Source organism: Lentilactobacillus buchneri (genome assembly GCF_018314255.1).
Classification (GTDB): Bacteria; Bacillota; Bacilli; order Lactobacillales; family Lactobacillaceae; genus Lentilactobacillus; species Lentilactobacillus buchneri.
This window is the reverse complement of the sequence record NZ_CP073066.1, coordinates 1,856,904-1,874,321: the sequence shown is the minus strand read 5'-3', so window position 1 is coordinate 1,874,321 and position 17,418 is coordinate 1,856,904. Positions and strand designations below refer to the sequence as shown.

Genomic DNA, 17,418 nt, shown 5'->3' with positions numbered 1-17,418 from the left:
CCTGAAGTCCGCCCGCTTGTTACTTCTATAATAGTGCACTGAGCACCAAATCACACAAGAATAAAAATCCTAAGACATAAGTCGCGACAGTCAGCTCGTGTTGCCTGCCAGCGGCAATTTTTAAAATTGGGTAAGCGACAAATCCAAACGCCAAACCAGTCGAAATGCTACTGGTAAATGGAATCAAGACCACGATGAGAAATGCCGGGAACCAATCGGAAAAATCAAACATATTAATGCGGCTGAGCTGATTCATCATCAACGCACCGGTAATGATAATCACGGGTGCGATCGCTGCTTGGGGCACAAATGCCAGCAACGGAATAAAGAACAACGAAACCGCAAACATCAATCCGGCAACAATCGAGGTTAAGCCGGTCCGACCGCCACTTTCAATTGCCGAAGCGCTTTCGGCTGCAGCAACCGTGGGACTGGTCCCAAGAATCCCGGAAAGAAAGCTGGTCACGGAACTGGCTTGAAACGCCTTCTTAAACTTACCAGGATTTGGCATAATCCCTTCCAGTAGCCCCATCGATTCAAATACCAAGATCATGGTCATCGAAAAGACTGCCAGCACAAATGGAATGGTTAACGCGTTGTCAAAATTTCCTTTGGCCACAATCCCCGAGTAACGAGTGATATCGCCAATTTCAACTGACGGTGAGACTTGATCTTTGATGCCAAACAGAATTCCGACCACCGAGGTGACCAGAATACCGATAAAGAAGCCGCCGGTAACATTGCGGACGAACAGGAATAGCGTGAGCAGTAACCCAAACAACGCCAGCAGCGTCGCCGGCTTGGTCAAATCGCCCAGAGCCAGAATCGAGTTCTTCCCCTGCTGAATCAATTGCGCTTTTTCCAGTCCAATTTCAACTAAGAACAGCCCAATGCCGGCGGTAATCCCCGCTTTCAAAGTCTCTGGAATTCCCTTCGCCAAAATCTCACTCAACTTCGTAAATGCGATAATCACATAAATGATACTGGAGACAATCGAGATTGCCAGCGCTTCTTGCCAGGACAGACCCATGGCAACGACAACGGTATAAGTGAAGAAGGCATTGACGCCCATTCCCGGCGTCAAAATTACCGGTGCATTGGCCCAAAAGCCCATAATCAAGCAGCCGATCAACGAAGAAATGATCGTTGCAAAGACACTCAAATCAGTGGGAATCCCGGCATCTTTTAAGATCATTGGATTGACAATGATGATGTATGAAATCGCGAAAAAGCCGGTGATCCCAGCAATGATTTCCCGTTTGACGGTGGCTTTATCCCGTATAGCCTCACGAAGAGGCAGCCGGTTAGCCGCCTCTTCTTCTCTTTGTAACTTATCCAAACATAAAACCTAACTTTCTAGAACTGATTTTACCAAACAAACAGACCAACAATTCCAGCAGACATTAAGGATACCAGAATACCTGAAAGCAACATGGTACCAACGTTTTTACTGATCAAATCGTTCTTTTCCTTATCAACCAAGCCCTTGAAGGCACCGATAATCATACCCGTAGTTGAGAAGTTGGCGAATGAAGTGATGAAGACCGTTAATTGTGCTTGGTAGTGAGCTGGGAAGATGCTGAGGTTGTGAATGGTGCTGGCAATCTTACCCATAACAACGAATTCGTTGGTAACCAACTTCATCCCCATGAATTGGGCGAACTGGAATGCCTGACTGACATCCAGACCCATTAACCATGCAAATGGGAACATGATGATTCCTAAGATATGTTCCAAAGACAACCATGGGTTGAACAAAGCCAAAATCTTGTCAATCAAAGCAGCCAAGGCAACAAAGGCGATAACGTTGGCAGCGATGATCAAGATCAAACGACCGGCACCCAAGATTGAGTCGCCTAAGAATGAGAAGTATGGTTCACGTTTACCATTAGCTTGAACGTCGCCGGCTTCAACAGCGGCTTCACTGGAACCTGAGCCACCCATTTTAGCAACCGTATCTTCTTCAGGAGTGACTTTAACAGGGTTCAATAAGCTGGTAATAATCAAGGCGTTTAACACATTCAGTGGAACGGCAGTCAAAACGAATTGGCCAGGAACCATTTGGGTATATGCCCCGATGATTGAAGCGGTGACACATGACATTGACATCAGTGCCAAAGTCAAGTTACGCTTTGCTGACATTTGTTTTAATTGGAGTGATGAAACAGCAAGTGCTTCAGTGTTACCTAAGAACATCATTTCAACAGCGAAGAATGATTCGAACTTTGGAGCGCCGGTAACAAATGAAAGTCCACGGCCGACCCACTTGATGATCCACGGCAATACGCCAATATATGTAAGCGTATCAAACAATGGAACAATCATCAGGATTGGCAGTAACGCACTCGTGACAAAGTTCATTGACTTGGCAGTTCCGCCAAATTGTGGGGTAACCCAGTTAGGCAGGGCGAAGTTGATCCCTTGGTAAGCGACTTGGACCAACCAGTTAAATCCGTCGGCAGCGGCTTTAACCGCATCACGGCCCCAGGAGAAACTAGTCAATATCCATGCCAGAACCAGGTTAATTACTAAAACAACACCAACTGAACGCCAGTTGATACCTTTTTTGTTATTTGAAAACAAGAAAGCAATTCCAAGGTATACGGCGACACCCAGAATATTGACCAGTAAATATGATAATTGCATATTCTGAAATCCTCTTTTCTGAATTTTAACGACAATAATTGCTAAACAACGATGAAGATGGCTAGCTATCCCCCTCTGTAATGGAATTGGTTTTATGAATTAAACCCTAAATAATGCGGCGACTTATTTCAATTCGCCGAGAAAACTGCTGCCAGTGGATTCATTGGACACTTCAAGGCCGAATATCTCCCCGATTGAGGCCCCAATGTCTGCAAGTGTCCGCCGAATTCCCAAGGCCTTGCCCTCTGGAAGTGAGGACGTGTAGGCAATCAACGGCAGGTATTCGCGCGTTGGTGTAACGTCCATGGCCGGATCGTTGGCATACGAAGACGTGATAATTAAAAGGTCGGTGCTGTATAGTTCCCGCATCAACCGTGCCAAATGCTGATCCACCAATTTAAGTGAATCGATGCAGCCTTTGCGGTTCCCCGTTTGTGCGTGTTCGGACAACCCTAATGCCCGAAAATAAAGCAGGCCGTTATTCGGCGCAATCACCTGCTGGTGAAGCTGCTCCAAGCCACCCTCATCCGTATTGACCGGAATGACTTCCGCTTGGTTCTGATTGGAAAGGTAGCTCTGGTAATTGCTGATCAAGATTGAGTGGACCCCTAAAAGGCCGACGATGCCGTCAATGACACTGGTTGTTCGGGTGGGTGTCTGGAAATCAAACATCTCCCGCAGACCACTTAATTGAGAATTCTCCCGGCTCTGGCTTCTAATCTTGCCAAAAAAGCCGATCGGTTCCTCAACTGGCGGCAGACCGACAACCGGGTCGCTGTAGCGAATGTTGCCCAACCCCAGTCGACTTAATGTCGGCAGTTGAAAGTCAGTTCCTTCAAGAGTTGCGATGTGACCTAAAGTATCGGCGCCAACCGATTCAAATCGATTAGCGTCGCTGGCCTCGCCGACACCCAATGATGCCAGATCAAGTACAATGACACGACGAAAGTTCATGAGAAACTTCCTTTCCAAATCAAAACTTTGCTCAGAAAAAAATATTCCATGTGAATAGAATACCTCATTGCAGAAAGTCCTGTAAATAGAAATCAAGAAATGGCGTTAAGTAATACCTTTTACTTTCTTGATTGCGCTTTCATTATATCAAAGTGTTTTGCTGGCGTAAATAGGGAATTTTCGAGCGTGGGGGATTTATGGAATTTGTTTGGTTTTGGGTTGGTGCCGGGGTGGCTGGTGGTGGTGCTTGTTGGTGGTCTTTCTTGGTGGTCTTTCTTTTATGTATTGGTTATTTTGTGGTTCCCTTTTCTCTAGTGGAAATGTGCTCCCTGGGGCAGCAACCTGCATCTAAGGAACTTCAAACGAAAATCAAACTCGATTTCCGTTCGAAGCACCTTAGACTCCGGTTACTAACCGCCCCAGTCCGCACTCTTATTGAAACGTGCTCCGAGCAACTGATGCTAACGTGTAAGGTCAAAATGATTTAAATCCAAACCCAGGATTTTAATCATTTTGACCTTACACACCGCATCACCCGTTGCTCGTCGCACTCTACAAAAAAATGTGAAACATTTGAAAATAATCCTGTGACATAACAACATATTAATCTTGGATCGAAGAACATTCAAAGTAGGCTGAAACCCCTATGCTTCGAACTTCTTTTCCCTTCCTTGACTATATAATATCATATCTGTAAGCGTTTGCAAGTATTAAATACTCTTTTTTAAATTTATTTCTAAACGTTAGATTGACGCGCCTTTAGACAGCAAAAAGCACGGCCGACAAACCCGACCGTGCTTCGTCCATTTATTTAAAGAGAAATCTAAGCGGGTCAAACGCAATAAACGTAATGCCTGCTACCCCAATAATCGCCAAGGTTGCCATGACTGGCAGAGTCTCTGAAACACCGGTTGAATCATGCTCGGTGTATTTCACGTGCTTGACAGGCGTGGTCAAGGTGACTTTATGGCCAGAGGTCGTCGTGACCGTCCCAGGCTTCTGAGCTGTCTTCAATACGTGACGGTAAATTTTGTCCGAGAAAGCATTGAAGGTCAACAGCTTAGTCTTGTTATTGGCAATCGCGGTTGCTTCCTTAACTGCCTTGGGATCGCTCTTCGTCACTTTGTCGGCAAATGTATCCCCAACGATGTCGTTGTGAACATTTTGGCTCTCAATAATCGGTTGATCCGGCACAACCAGTGTCTCTGGCGCCTGGTCGGATTTGGATGCATCCTGGGTCAGCGATTCCAAGACCGTTGGACTGTCATCCGGGGCATCGGCGTCACTGGCAGCCGTTGTTGGTTGAGCATCTGTGCTGGATTTATCCGCATCAGCGTCCGCCTTGGCAGAGGCTGGCTTCACAACCTTGCTCGAGTCAGTATCCTCAGTCACGTCCGCCGTGTCAGTATCGGTGTCAATGGCATCATCGGTTGAGCTGGACGAATCACTGGTGGCATTCTGGTCAGATGAACTATCCTTTTGAGCAGATGAATCCTGAGACACATCAGTGGAGGTGTCACTTGCAGCCGTTGAAGAGTCACCCTTAGCAGCATCCTTATCACTATCGCTATTGGCCTTAACCTGGTTATCCTTGGCATCCCCATATGTAGTTGTGACGCTACTGCCAGAATCCTTGTTCACTTTTGAATCGTCAATCTTTGCCGCTGCGCTGTCGCTTGACTCATCCGCCGAAACGTTGGATGAGGTCCCCTCAGCCGGATTCACCGTGACCGATGAATCGGCTTTGCTGACCGATTGAATCTGAGGCGCAGCCGTGGTTGAATCATCAGTGGCGGCATTGACTTGAGTATTCATCCCCAAACCGCCAAAAACCATCAATGAAAATAACAGTGTTAACCTGCATTTTACTTTGATATTCATTTATTGACTCCCCCGCTTGCATTCTAGTCAAATCGTTCTATTAGTATCTTGCTAAAAGTAATCATAATTGATTTACTAAAAATAAGCAAGTTGTGCACGAACTCTTCATTTGAGTGTAAGCGGCATGTAAGGGTTTCGTAACAATATCATGCTAAAGTAATACATAGTTCAAAATTATGAGGAGATAATTGATATGAATAAACGTTTTTACATAACGACTGCCATCACAGCCGCTTTGGGGATTGCGGCGATCATGGCACCTGGCAGTGCTGCCACAACGACACCAACGACCCCGACTTCGACGAGTTCATCAAGCACCAAATCCAAATCAACTAATGACACCACTAAAAAAACGATTCCAGCTGCTTCCATTGTTTCTACCGAAGACTACGACCAACCACTTCCCTACCATTTAAAGGGCGGCTACGTCTACACGACTTCCGGTTTGAACAAGACTTTGGGATCTGCTAAAGACTTTGCCAAGGTAACCTGGTACACTTATAAAAAAGCTGTCATCGACCGATCCGCCCAGGGCAAGGGCAACTCCGTTTGGTATTACGTGAAGAGTGGTTCCGGCAAGCAAAACGGCTGGGTCTGGCGCGGCAACTTACAAGATATTTCGGAAGGAACGTTTGACATCGCAATGAAAAATAGTGACTACTTCAAATCAGACACGCTTATCACCATGGGCGACTCCATTACCGCCGGTTATGACGGCTACGAGACCTTGGATGCCGGCTACCCGACCTGGCTGGCCCGTTACCTGAATGTGAAAGTTGATAACGCCGCATACAACGGTGCCTTCTTGTGTGACGCCGGCGATATGTCGACACCGGGGGACTTAACCACCACGGTTGAGGATACCAATTTTGCCAAATACAACGTGGCCACCATCGCTTATGGGACCAACGATTACGGTCATACCGATTCGACCATTGACCAAATTAAGAACACCTTGGATACCAATATTAAGAAGATGAAAGCTGAAAATAAGAACCTGATCATCTATGGCATCCTGCCAATCACCCGTTATGACAACAACCAGAACTCCGATGACGTTGTCGGCCAAGGCGGCTACACCATGAACGAATTGAGAAGTGCCGAAGCTGAAGTCTATCAGCAAAATGACGTGCCATACCTCAACTGGCAGGACGTCGATCCTAATTTGATCACTGACGCTAATCACATTGACCGATTTAACGACGGCCGCTTGCATCCGGCTGCCAAGACGTATCAGTTAATGGCCAGAGACATCGCTAACTTTATGATTGATAATTTCCCAAAGGATCAGATTAAGAAGACCACTTCTACTAAGAAGACGACCACCAGCAAGACCACTGCTACGAAGAAAACAACTTCTACTAACACAGCTGCTGATTACTAAAACTACGAAAAATGTCTGAAACATGAATGTTAATTTATGTTTCAGGCATTTTTTGTATTCAGCCCATGAAAGCATCTTCTTGTCCATTAATCGAGAGCCACCAAACTAGTATCTCTTGGGGAAAATTGATATCATAAGAACAAATACGAGGAGGGATACAATGACAGTTTTAAATACGCCACTCATATCTGTTTCCGAATTGAAAAAGTCACCAACTAAAGCTTTCCAACGAGCAAAATTGAATCAAACCGGTGTGTTTGTTATCAAACATGACCAAATGCTCGGGGTTCTTTTGTCATTGAGAGATTACGACAAAATAATGAAGGAAATCGACGAACTGCGCTGGAAAGTTTACAACGCCGGCATCGAGCACAAAATGAATAATAACGTTCCCTACTTATATACAGATTACGAGTTTTTGGGTCCAACGGCTGACCCCAATCCGTTTTTCCATAACGACTAACCTTTGGAGGAAAGTAACGAATTAGAAGAACTCCACCGATCGTTGGAAAATTCCAAATCGAACGCAGAATCAATTGGCCCCTTAACTGTATCCAGACAAAAAACCAGCGACCCGAAGTAAATCGGATCGCTGGTTTATTTTCAAATTGCCTGGAAGAAATATGCTTGAAGTATCCCTTCCGCCCAGCAATTTATTCGTTACCTGTGTGCAACTACAAATCATATTGACGGAACGGTGATTCCATAAAGCGGACGGCCAAATCACTTTGGTCGACATTACATATTAAGTTTGTAGAGCTGGAATGGGTAAAACTATGAATCGATGATATCTTATTTTGCAATAAAATCAGTATTAGTATTTAAATCAGTTCTAACTGGATCAGGTGTACGGTTAGTAGAATAACGATCAAATACCAAATTTACTGAAGATCCGTTTTGCAATTGAGATGCATTGGCTTTAGCGGTTTCAGTTGGATTGTATACGTAGAAGTAGTAAACAGGGATTGCTGTTGTGCTTCTGTTAGGATCCTTTTGACCATAGAATCCTGTGACATCTCCGAATGTTTCTTGACCGTTAGAATTCCAGATATCACTATGAAGTCTTTGAACTGTTTGCACAGTATTGGACTTTGTCGAATCGTTGATATCCTTAGTGAATTGGCTGTTGGAGTCGAAATATTTTGCGACAGTGAACATACCATTAGGAGTACCAACAGGTGGTAATGACTCATTTTGTGCACTGGTGGTCAAATCAGGATAACCATAAAGGAAATCACTTGCAGTTAATGATTGGTTTACAGTCCCATTAGTACCAGGCATTTGCAACTTAACCTTAGTTGCTGATGAAACTGGAGTTACATCAACAGTCAAAGTAGCACCAAAGGTAGCACTTGAGAGTGCAGGTGTAACAACAACGTTACTACCGTCGCCCTTGAGATCACCACTAGTTGTATTGAGCTTGTAACCAGAAGGTGCGCCAGTAGCAGCAATGAATGTTCCAAGGTTTTGTGCCTTAGCATTTACCAAAGCGCCAACACTGTTACCTTGCTTGGTACCAGTTGAAGCTGTTGTCCAAGTATTGGTGTTTGAAAGTGTCTTACCAGTTGAAACATCACGATAAGCAATCTTCACACTGGTATCAGCATTAAAGTTCTCAGCTGGTGTAGCAGGAGTAGCTTGCTTCAAACCACTGTAAAGAATCCAACCATTAGCTTTGCTGTTGGCAGCGTCAGTTGCTTCGATCTTAACCCAAAGGTCGCCTTCACGGGTCCGAGTTGTTTGATCGGTAACCTTGAAAGTAGCGTCCTTATAAGGTGTTGAGTCGGTAATTACCCGGCCCTTCTTGTATTGAGTCCATGCTGGGTAAGTATAAGTTACTTCAGTACCATCGTTTGAAGTACCAGGGTTGGCAATCTTATAGGTTGCAGCCTTTTGAGTAGCACTCAAACCAGTTGTTTGGCCTTGAGTGTTAATTGAGGCACTTGAGTTCACTGATGAACTGGTATCAGTTGATGCTTGTGGATCAGTGGTTGTGTTGTATTGCGCAACACCACCGCCAAATGCACCAGTTGATTTGCCGCCGTAGATCCAGCCACGGTAAGCACCATCAAATGAGACAACCTTGTAATAGACGGAACCACGGTTGGTGGTAGCGACACGGTAAGCACGAACGTTGTGTTGTGAGCTCTTTGAGTTAGCGAAGCTGCTTAAAACAGCCTTGCTGGCTTTCACTCGGGCACCACGTAAAGTACCAGCCTTGGTATATAATGCACTCTTACCGGTAAAGTTAACGTTACGAGTAGTAGCGTCACCCCCAAGAGCTTTGTTAGAAGTTACTTTCGCATATGATTTGGCACTTGCTGAAGTTGCGTTAGCAGTCCCAACAGCTGCGACAAGTCCTAATGCAGCAACCCCCACGAAGAGACTTTTTCAAAGTATTTTTCAAATGACATTCCTCCAATATGTTAAGAATTAAGCAAAGGCTAGTCGATTGAACCTAAAAAATTCTGGTTCATTAAGTCCAACGACCACCTAACCTCTTCAAGTATATCATCTTTTGAAAGGCCACCCAAAGATTTAGGACAAAAATAAACGACCCGACAGAATCGGATCGTTTATCTCAGAACCTTTTATGAAGAAATGAGCTTGAGGCATCCCTTCACTCCGGCTTGAACCCCAAATTTCCGTGGCGCAAACTTTACCATATTATATTGAAAAGAATTGTTCACACAAAAGGAGGGCAGACGAGTCGCATCGTCTAAATCCCCCCTTTTGGACTAGTTTGAAGAATGCAGTTTTAATGATCCATACGATGTTGGCGTATGTCTCTTATTGGAAGTGACGCAATGAACTTATTTTGAAACGTAGTCTGTGTTGGCGTTCAAATCAGAGTTGAGTGCGTTTGGTGTCGTGTTGGTTGAATACTTATCGAACACCAGGGTAACCGCTGATCCATTAGCCAAGGTTGATGCGTTGGCTGCCAGGGTCTTGGTTGGGTTGTAGACATAGAAGTAGTGTGCTGGAGCTGAAGCCGTGGACTTGCTTGAGTCAGTTTGACCAAAGAAGCCGGTTAAGCCAGTCGTGGCTACTTCATTACCGTTCACATCCCAAATATCACTGTTGCGGTAAATGGTTTGGACACTGTTGGATGAACTAGTGCTGTTCAATGCCTTGGTGAACTTACCATTCGTGCCGAAGTAATCGGCAACGGTGAAGGTTCCATTAGTAGCACCACCAGCTGGTAAAGCATCTGATTGAGCTGAAGCGGTCAGAGCTGGGAAACCATAGAGGAAGTCACTCGATGATAATGCTGAGTTGGCAGTGCCAGTTGTGCCGGCAACGTCAAATTTAACCTTAGTCTGTGAAGCAACTGGAGTCACATCAACTGTTAAAGTTGATCCAAATTTGGCGCTGGACAAAGCTGGGGCAACGGTGGCGTTGCTGCCGTCTGATGCAAGATCTTTATTATCAGTAGTGTTGATCTTGTAACCAGAAGGGGCCCCTTCAGCGTAAATGAACTTGCCGATGGTTTGACCCTTGGCATCCGTGTAGTTCACCGCACTGTTACCTTCCTTGGTACCAGTTGATGAAGTGGTCCAAGTGTTGGTGGTGGACAAGGTCTTGCCGGTGGAAACATCACGGTAGGCAATCTTGACACTGGTGTCGGCGTCGAAGGTTGACGTTGGGGTCGTTGTAGCAGTCGTTAAACCGCTGTATTTAATCCAACCATTGGCCTTGCTGTTGGCTGAATCAGTGGCTTCGATCTTAACCCATAAGTCGCCTTCACGAGTCCGTGTGGTTTCATCAGTCACCTTGAAGGTTGCGTCCTTATAAGGCGTTGAGTCAGTGATGACCCGGCCCTTCTTGTACTGAGTCCATGCAGGATAGCTGTAAGTTACCTCGGTGCCATCATTGGTGGTGCCAGGGTTAGCGATCTTGTAAGTGGCAGCCTTTTGTGCGGCAGTCAAAGCAGTTGTTTGACTAGCCTGGGCTGAAGTCGTCGAGTACGAGGATGCTGACGACGATGAGCTGGTGTCAGTTGAAGCCGATGGATCAGTGGTGGTGTTATAGGCTTTTACACCGCCGCCAAAGGCCGTTGTTGACTTGCCGCCGTAAATCCAGCCGCGATAGTTGCCGTCATATGAAACAATCTTGTAGTAGACGGATCCCCGGTTAGTAGTGGCAACACGGTAAGCGCGCCAGTTCTTTTCACTGCTCTTTGAAGTCGATAAATTCGACAAAGTGCCTTTGGTAGCCACTGTCTTGGCGCCCTTCAAAGTACCCGCTTTGGTATACAGTGCGTTGGTGCCGTTAACGTTGACGTTACGAGTGGTTGCGTCAGTCGTTAAGGCTTTGTTCGATGTCACCTTAGCGTACGACTTGGCACTCGCAGAAGTCGCGTTAGCCGTTCCAGCAACTGCAACAAAACTTAAAGCAGCAATTCCTGTATAAATGGATCTTTTTAAATTTTTATTCAATTTCCATTCCTCCTTAACAAAGAATACATCTAGTATAGCTTGTTATAGGAACAGTGAAATTACGCTACCTGAACAAATTTCTTAAGTTGTTTCATGAATATGACATGAATAAAACAATGCAACAAAAGTGAATAGATATTCTTAAATTATTCACATTTTAAGGTCTATTTAAGTTTGTCATTGTAATCAGGAAATGGGGAGCCAACCTTTCAAAAATGTTGAAGAGAAATCAGTATGTATCGGGTACACGAAGGGCCGAAGACAATTTCCGTTTGCCCTCGGCCCCTCATGTACTCTGTTTTCGGCCAAAGTATGCTTGAAGTACTTCAGCCACTCGCATAAACCGCTTGATTGAATATGCGACTACAAATCATATTTTATATCATATTGGATGAAACTTTGGAAAAGTAAAGGAGGACGGACAAGCTTCCTCGTCCGATCCCCCTTTATTTACTTGTAGAGTTGTGCTGTGTTATGAATCCGAAATGGATGTGTGTTTGGAAAGTGTTATCTATTGATTATTGTGCGATGTAATCAGTGTTTGCCTTAGCATCCTTAGTTGCTTCATTAGGTTGTGGCAAGTTGGTTACATAACGTTGGAGAACAACCTTAACAGTTGCGCCCTTTGATTGTGATGCAGCATTGTTAGCAAGAGTATCAGCGGAGTTAAATACGTAGAAGTAACGTTGAGTACCATTGTTTAATGATTGGCCAAAGAAACCAACTTTGTCAGTGCCAGTTGTTTGAGTACCAGAAACATTTGATAACTTGCCTGCTTTTGCAGTTGCGGCATTAACGGCTTTGTCAAATTCTGTTACAAATTTGGCGTTCTTGGTACCGGCATCACCAAAGAAATCATTCAAATTAAATGAAGTATCAGTTGTCTTGCCAAGTGCATTTGTTTGAGCATCCGGCGTCAATGCTGGGTAACCAAAAGCAAAGTCTGATGACTTCAAAGCAGTTAAAGTACCACTAGGTGCATCTTCTGAATAGAAGGCAACTTTAAGGGCAGCTTTAGCAGCTGGTGAAACGTCAACAGTCAAAGTATCACCAAACTTAGCAGTTGTGACATCAGGTGTGATGTTCTTGTTGCTGGCAAATGAATATCCAGTTGGTGCGGTTAACTGATTGTTGATGTAGTCAGCCAAGTTGTAACCACCATTGTTAACCAAGCTGGCAACTGAGTCACCTTGCTTAGTGTTAGTTGAGGCAGTGGTCCAAGTAGCACTCTTGTCTAACGTCTTACCAGTAGTCGTGTCACGGAAGTTAATCTTAACACTCTTGTTGGCATCAAAGTCAGTTGAAGGAGTGGTATCAGTGGTCTTAGTCAAACCGCTGTACTTGATCCAGCCATTGGCCTTGCTGTTCTTTGAATCGGTTGCTTCGATCTTAACCCATAAGTCGCCTTCGCGAGTACGAGTGGTTTGGTCAGTAACCTTGAAAGTTGCGTCCTTGTATGGAGTAGAGTCGGTGATAACGCGGCCCTTCTTGTATTGCGTCCATGCAGGGTAAGTGTAAGTTACTTGAGTACCATCGTTTGAAGTACCAACACTGGCAATCTTGTAAGTAGCAGCTTTTTGATCAGCAGTTAAACCATTGGTTTGGTTGCTGGTGCTGGTTGAAGTTGCTGAAGATGCTGATGAAGCTGAAGAAGTTGTGTCAGTAGTTGCTGCAGGATCAGTGGTAGTGCTGTATGATTCAACACCACCGCCAAATGCAGTTGCTGACTTGCCGCCGTATACCCAGCCACGGTATTGGCCGTCAAACGAAACGACCTTGTAGTAAACTGAGCCGCGATTAGTGGTTGCAACACGGTATGCGCGAACATTGTGTTGTGAGCTCTTGCTGTCAGCGAAAGTTCCTAATGTAGTCTTACCTGCGACAACTTTTGCGCCTTTAACAGTGCCGGCTTTAGTGTATAAAGCTGCGTCACCGGTAAAGTTGACGTTACGAGTTGTTGCATCGCCAGATAATGCCTTGTTAGAGGTTACCTTGGCGTATGTTTTAGCACTTGCTTGTGTGGCATTGGCAGTTCCGGCAACGGCCACGAAGCCTAAAGCAGCAATCCCCACAAAAAGTGATTTTTTCAAATTGTTCTTCAAATTCCATTCCTCCAATTGTGTAACAGATAGTCATCTAGTTTGAGCGCGCTAAACAAGAAGTGAAACAAAATTACTAAACTTGGCAAAAACGTTTAATTGCCCAGTAATTTTTCACTGCTAGAAGAATATCACAGATATGAAGAAAAATGTATATTTGAGCGAAACCTTCACAGAAAAGTCACATTTATACGGACAAATGAAAACGCCTCGCCACAGTGTTTACGTGGGGTAAGGCGTATTACTTGATGAAAATTGGTACTTTTAAATGTGTATATTGTGTGTATAAAGTGTGAAGATTTTGTGAAGATAACTGTTTAGTAAAGTAAAAAGCGGTGTACTGATAATGATTTGTGCAATTTCCTAAGCCTCAGGTTTGTACGCGTCACATACATATAAAGCGCCAGTGGGCGTCCCATATGTTCCACCAAAAATGTCGCCCATCAACAGGTGTAAGGTAACGGTCTTATAAGTCACATTACCATCGGCATCGAAACTTGGGTATTTAGGAGTCGTCAGCGTACTTAGATTATCGTTCAAGTATGTTCCCAATTCAGCCGCTGAATAGGTTGATCCCTTTGTGCCAACAAATTTATCCAAAACAACACCTTTTGACGAATATTGTTTGATTGCGGCATTGTAGAAATCAGCATTTATTTGTTCCACGGCAGCTTTTCTGGCTGTGCCATCCATGTGTTTGAGTTGGTAAACCAGGCTGTCCTTATCGCTCTCCTTTTGTGCAGCAACGTCACCAGCGCTCAATTGAATTTCTTTAGACTGATCACCAAGCTTAAAAGTAACTTTTGCCGTGCCATACTCGCTGTCTACCCCAGTCAACGGTTCCATTTCGCGAAAATTACCATCAATGGCAATTTGGGGATTGATTATACTGGGAACTGTCGTGTTGACGGCAGTCAGCTGAATGTTAACTTGGCCACCAAACGTTCCACGAGCGATGTTGTCAATTTGGCTGGCCGAAAGCTTGTTATCTGCAATCTGATAGCTACTTCCAGACAACTGCGTGTTAATTTGAGTTTGGATGTCCGCTTGATCATTACTGTTCAAGATCCATTGGGCATTATTGCTTTGGGATGTCCCCACAGTCTGTCCGGCAACTGCGGTTGCAGTCGTCCACTTGATTGTCTTGAAAGTTGTGCCGTCGGGCTTAATCAAATTGATGGTTAAGTTTTTGGCATCAGGATTGACAATCACTTGGTTCTGCGTCAGTCCACTCATCAGAATCCAACCGGCTGCAGGCGAGTTACTGTTGTTTGGATCATAAATGTGGACCCACTGATCGTTCTCACGTGTTCGAGTGCCGACTTGATCAATTTTGAAATTGGTGTTGGCATAAGGACTCGAATCTGTAATTGCTCGACCGACTTTGTACTGCGTCCATGATGGTGCTTTATAGGTGACAGATTTGCCATTATTTGCAGTTCCTGGAGTGGTGATTTTATATGTGGCATTCTGCTGAGCTGTCGTTAAAGCTGACAGTCCCTGGTTGTTGAAAGTCGCGTATTTGGTAACGCCACCACTAAAATTACCTGTACTCTTGCCACCGTATATCCAACCCCGGTATTGACCATCAAAGGTCACAACCTTGTAGTAAACGGAGCCTCTGTTGGTAACCGCAACACGATAAGTGCGAACGTTATCTCTGGAGTCCTTAGAACTGGCTAGACTTCTCAAAGTAGACCTCGTCGCAACTACCCGAGCGCCTCTTAATGTCCCGACCTTGGTGTACAAAGCCTTAGTGCCAGTGAAATTGACATTCCGGCTGCTTACCGGAATCGTCAGCGTTTCATTGCTGGCAATCTTCGCGTAAGTCTTAGCACTCGCACTTTGCCCCATTAGCGAGCCTCCAGCAACAGTGAGGCCTAAAATGGCGACACTCAAAAAGATAGATCTTTTTACCCTCAAGTTCATAAAATTCTCCTCAAAATTCTTATTTGTAACGGTTATTATTTTACAGTAGTTAAGGGTGGTATTCCATCTATTTTTAACGCTTTTCACAAGCATTTAAAGTGAGTTAAATATACGAGATTCAAGATTATTTTCTTCAACAAATTAATGATAGAATAAAGAATGTTCACTAGATCACAGCAATTATTTGAGGAGTGAAGTTATGAAGAAAATCATCTACTGTTTCCTGTTAACGGTCATGATGGTCGGCGGCGTCAGCTATTCCCAACCGACGACAACGTCAGCTGCAACGTACGTTTACGTGACTAAAACGGGGAAACACTATTTTTATCACCGGCATAACCGGGGGCTGAACCGGGCAAAGAAAGTCTATCGGGTGAAGCTTTCAACTGCCAGGAAACGGGGTTTAACGTTAGCTAAAACTGACTACAACCCACACAAGCGCAAGGTTACCCGCAAGCGCGCCAACCAAGCGAGGAAAAAGGCTAAAAAGACCAGCAACAAACCAATTCGAGTCAGCGGGAAACAAATTGTGATCATTAATCACAATCGACCAAAGTTTTCCCAGAGTACCCTTTCCCGTCGGCATGGTGCTTGGCAGCGATATGGCAATCTTGATTTCTTGAATCGGGCAACCACCGCCAATGCCCTACTAAACAAGAAGTTAATGCCAACCGGGCAGCGCGAACCACTGTACTTCGATCCAACCGGCTGGCACAACAAGCGGATCAAGGGAGGCTGGTTGTATAACCGTTGTCACTTGATCGGCTACCAGTTAACTGGGCAAAACAACAACCCCAAGAATCTGATTACTGGAACCAGATCACTCAACACGCCATGCATGCTGAAATATGAAAACCAAGTTGCCTACTATCTCCGCGGGAGTTACAAACATTACATTCGGTACCAGGTAAGACCAGTGTTCAAAGGTCACGACCTGCTTGCCCGCGGTGTTCAAATGCAAGGTAAATCGGTTGGCAGCAACCAAGTTCATTTCAATATTTATATCAAAAATATCCAAGCCGGCGTCAAAATCAATTACAAAACTGGCACTAGCCGCGTTGGCTAAAACAGCTTATGTATCAAAATAGGGCATCCCATTCGTGGGGTGTCCTATTTGCTTGAGCAAATTATTTCGAAGACTTGGTTTCTTTTGGTTTGTCGATGTCTTGAACAAAATCAAATTCATCGCGGTGGTTCTTCTCCCAGTCTTCTGCAGCTTCCAGGTATGGGATTAGGTCTTCAGGTCTTAAATCCTTAGCCATTTGGTGAATATCCTTTAGAATTTCTTCTTCACTTTTTAAATACTTTGCCATATTTAGCTCCTATCTGTTTACCTTGTCAGACTCATCTAAATCCTCATCAAAGAATGTGTCCTTAGAATCGTCCCATTTTTCAGCAGCTTGAAGATATGGAATTAGATCTTCAGGTCTTAAGTCCTTTGCAGCCTGATTTACAATTTTTAGTAATTCATCATGACTCTTTAGATATTCCGCCATTTCAATCACTCCGAATGCTGATCCTAGTAATAATATCCTTATTTCGAATACAATATTCGATGCCATTAGGAAGGAAAATATTCATCCTATCGTAAACATTAGTTGAAGTCGCACAACAGACACAGTCAATTTGATGAAACCACCCTCGCTGGATTGCATTCTTAATATAGTATTCAATTAGTGCGCCATCCAAAGCATGCTGTCTAAACGTATTTTTAAACCGTGTGTGTAGATTATTGATACCACTGTGGAAGAATGGGTCTTTAAGAAATTCACGGAAATACTTCATGTCTTCTAAATTGTCGACAAAATTGAGACTATTTCCAATCCGATACTCAATTTCGACTCTCATAATATCATATCTCGATAGTGATTTGTACATAGACGCCCAAAACTCGCCGGCTAATTGTTTATCCTCCAAGAATCCATACGTCCCATACCCCAAACTTCCAGGCTGCTTGAAGTGACTGCCTGCATAAAAATGTCCCCAGTCATTCTGTGGTATCCTAAACCCCTCTCGTAAAATCTTCCCTGCATTCGCATGCGATGTCGCATGGTAAAGTGTTGCCTCGGCCATGTCGGCACCCCCA

14 protein-coding genes are annotated in these 17,418 nt (G+C 44.5%); 3 read left to right on the top strand and 11 right to left on the bottom strand.

Going from position 1 to position 17,418, the window contains the following annotated elements:
• Positions 1 to 25: 25 nt before the first annotated feature.
• The 4 genes from KE627_RS08780 to KE627_RS08765 form a co-directional block, all read right to left on the bottom strand.
• Complete coding sequence (locus tag KE627_RS08780) at positions 26 to 1,339, bottom strand: NCS2 family permease (protein ID WP_013727409.1); 1,314 nt, start codon at positions 1,337 to 1,339, stop codon at positions 26 to 28.
• A 29-nt stretch (positions 1,340 to 1,368) separates the two neighbouring features.
• On the bottom strand, positions 1,369 to 2,646 hold the full coding sequence (locus tag KE627_RS08775; protein WP_013727408.1) for a NupC/NupG family nucleoside CNT transporter: 1,278 nt from the start codon (positions 2,644 to 2,646) through the stop codon (positions 1,369 to 1,371).
• A 123-nt stretch (positions 2,647 to 2,769) separates the two neighbouring features.
• Positions 2,770 to 3,600: an alkaline phosphatase family protein gene (locus tag KE627_RS08770; RefSeq protein WP_013727407.1), complete on the bottom strand. Its 831-nt coding sequence runs from the start codon at positions 3,598 to 3,600 to the stop codon at positions 2,770 to 2,772.
• Positions 3,601 to 4,407: 807 nt separating this feature from the next.
• Positions 4,408 to 5,481 carry a hypothetical protein gene (locus tag KE627_RS08765; RefSeq protein WP_056938818.1) on the bottom strand — a complete coding sequence of 358 codons (1,074 nt, stop codon included), beginning with the start codon at positions 5,479 to 5,481 and terminating at the stop codon, positions 4,408 to 4,410.
• A gap of 193 nt (positions 5,482 to 5,674) precedes the next feature.
• Here KE627_RS08765 and KE627_RS08760 point away from each other — a divergent pair, with 193 nt between their 5' ends.
• The gene (locus KE627_RS08760; protein ID WP_056938817.1) at positions 5,675 to 6,865 is read left to right on the top strand and encodes an SGNH/GDSL hydrolase family protein; all 1,191 of its coding nucleotides are present in this window, start codon (positions 5,675 to 5,677) and stop codon (positions 6,863 to 6,865) included.
• Between the two features lie 160 nt (positions 6,866 to 7,025).
• On the top strand, positions 7,026 to 7,328 hold the full coding sequence (locus tag KE627_RS08755) for a type II toxin-antitoxin system Phd/YefM family antitoxin (RefSeq protein WP_013727404.1): 303 nt from the start codon (positions 7,026 to 7,028) through the stop codon (positions 7,326 to 7,328).
• 329 nt (positions 7,329 to 7,657) lie between these two features.
• Here KE627_RS08755 and KE627_RS08750 read toward each other — a convergent pair whose 3' ends face one another.
• The 4 genes from KE627_RS08750 to KE627_RS08735 all read right to left on the bottom strand — a co-directional run bounded on the left by KE627_RS08750 (position 7,658) and on the right by KE627_RS08735 (position 15,257).
• A complete protein-coding gene (locus KE627_RS08750; protein ID WP_133286454.1) occupies positions 7,658 to 9,244 on the bottom strand; it encodes an S-layer protein in 1,587 nt (528 codons plus the stop codon).
• A gap of 434 nt (positions 9,245 to 9,678) precedes the next feature.
• Positions 9,679 to 11,304, bottom strand: coding sequence for a hypothetical protein (locus tag KE627_RS08745; RefSeq protein ID WP_013727402.1), 1,626 nt, complete (start codon positions 11,302 to 11,304; stop codon positions 9,679 to 9,681).
• Positions 11,305 to 11,822: 518 nt separating this feature from the next.
• On the bottom strand, positions 11,823 to 13,406 hold the full coding sequence (locus KE627_RS08740; protein WP_056938816.1) for a hypothetical protein: 1,584 nt from the start codon (positions 13,404 to 13,406) through the stop codon (positions 11,823 to 11,825).
• Positions 13,407 to 13,766: 360 nt separating this feature from the next.
• Complete coding sequence (locus tag KE627_RS08735; protein WP_225424191.1) at positions 13,767 to 15,257, bottom strand: hypothetical protein; 1,491 nt, start codon at positions 15,255 to 15,257, stop codon at positions 13,767 to 13,769.
• Positions 15,258 to 15,531: 274 nt separating this feature from the next.
• On the opposite strand from KE627_RS08735, the gene KE627_RS08730 reads away from it, so the two are divergent.
• On the top strand, positions 15,532 to 16,398 hold the full coding sequence (locus tag KE627_RS08730; RefSeq protein ID WP_013727399.1) for a DNA/RNA non-specific endonuclease: 867 nt from the start codon (positions 15,532 to 15,534) through the stop codon (positions 16,396 to 16,398).
• A 61-nt stretch (positions 16,399 to 16,459) separates the two neighbouring features.
• Here KE627_RS08730 and KE627_RS08725 read toward each other — a convergent pair whose 3' ends face one another.
• The 3 genes from KE627_RS08725 to KE627_RS08715 are packed head-to-tail and all read right to left on the bottom strand — an operon-like array spanning position 16,460 to position 17,405.
• Positions 16,460 to 16,645, bottom strand: a complete 186-nt coding sequence (locus tag KE627_RS08725; protein ID WP_013727398.1) for a hypothetical protein — start codon at positions 16,643 to 16,645, stop codon at positions 16,460 to 16,462.
• A gap of 9 nt (positions 16,646 to 16,654) precedes the next feature.
• On the bottom strand, positions 16,655 to 16,828 hold the full coding sequence (locus KE627_RS08720; RefSeq protein ID WP_013727397.1) for a hypothetical protein: 174 nt from the start codon (positions 16,826 to 16,828) through the stop codon (positions 16,655 to 16,657).
• Position 16,829: 1 nt separating this feature from the next.
• On the bottom strand, positions 16,830 to 17,405 hold the full coding sequence (locus KE627_RS08715) for a hypothetical protein (protein WP_013727396.1): 576 nt from the start codon (positions 17,403 to 17,405) through the stop codon (positions 16,830 to 16,832).
• Between the last annotated feature and the right edge of the window lie 13 nt (positions 17,406 to 17,418).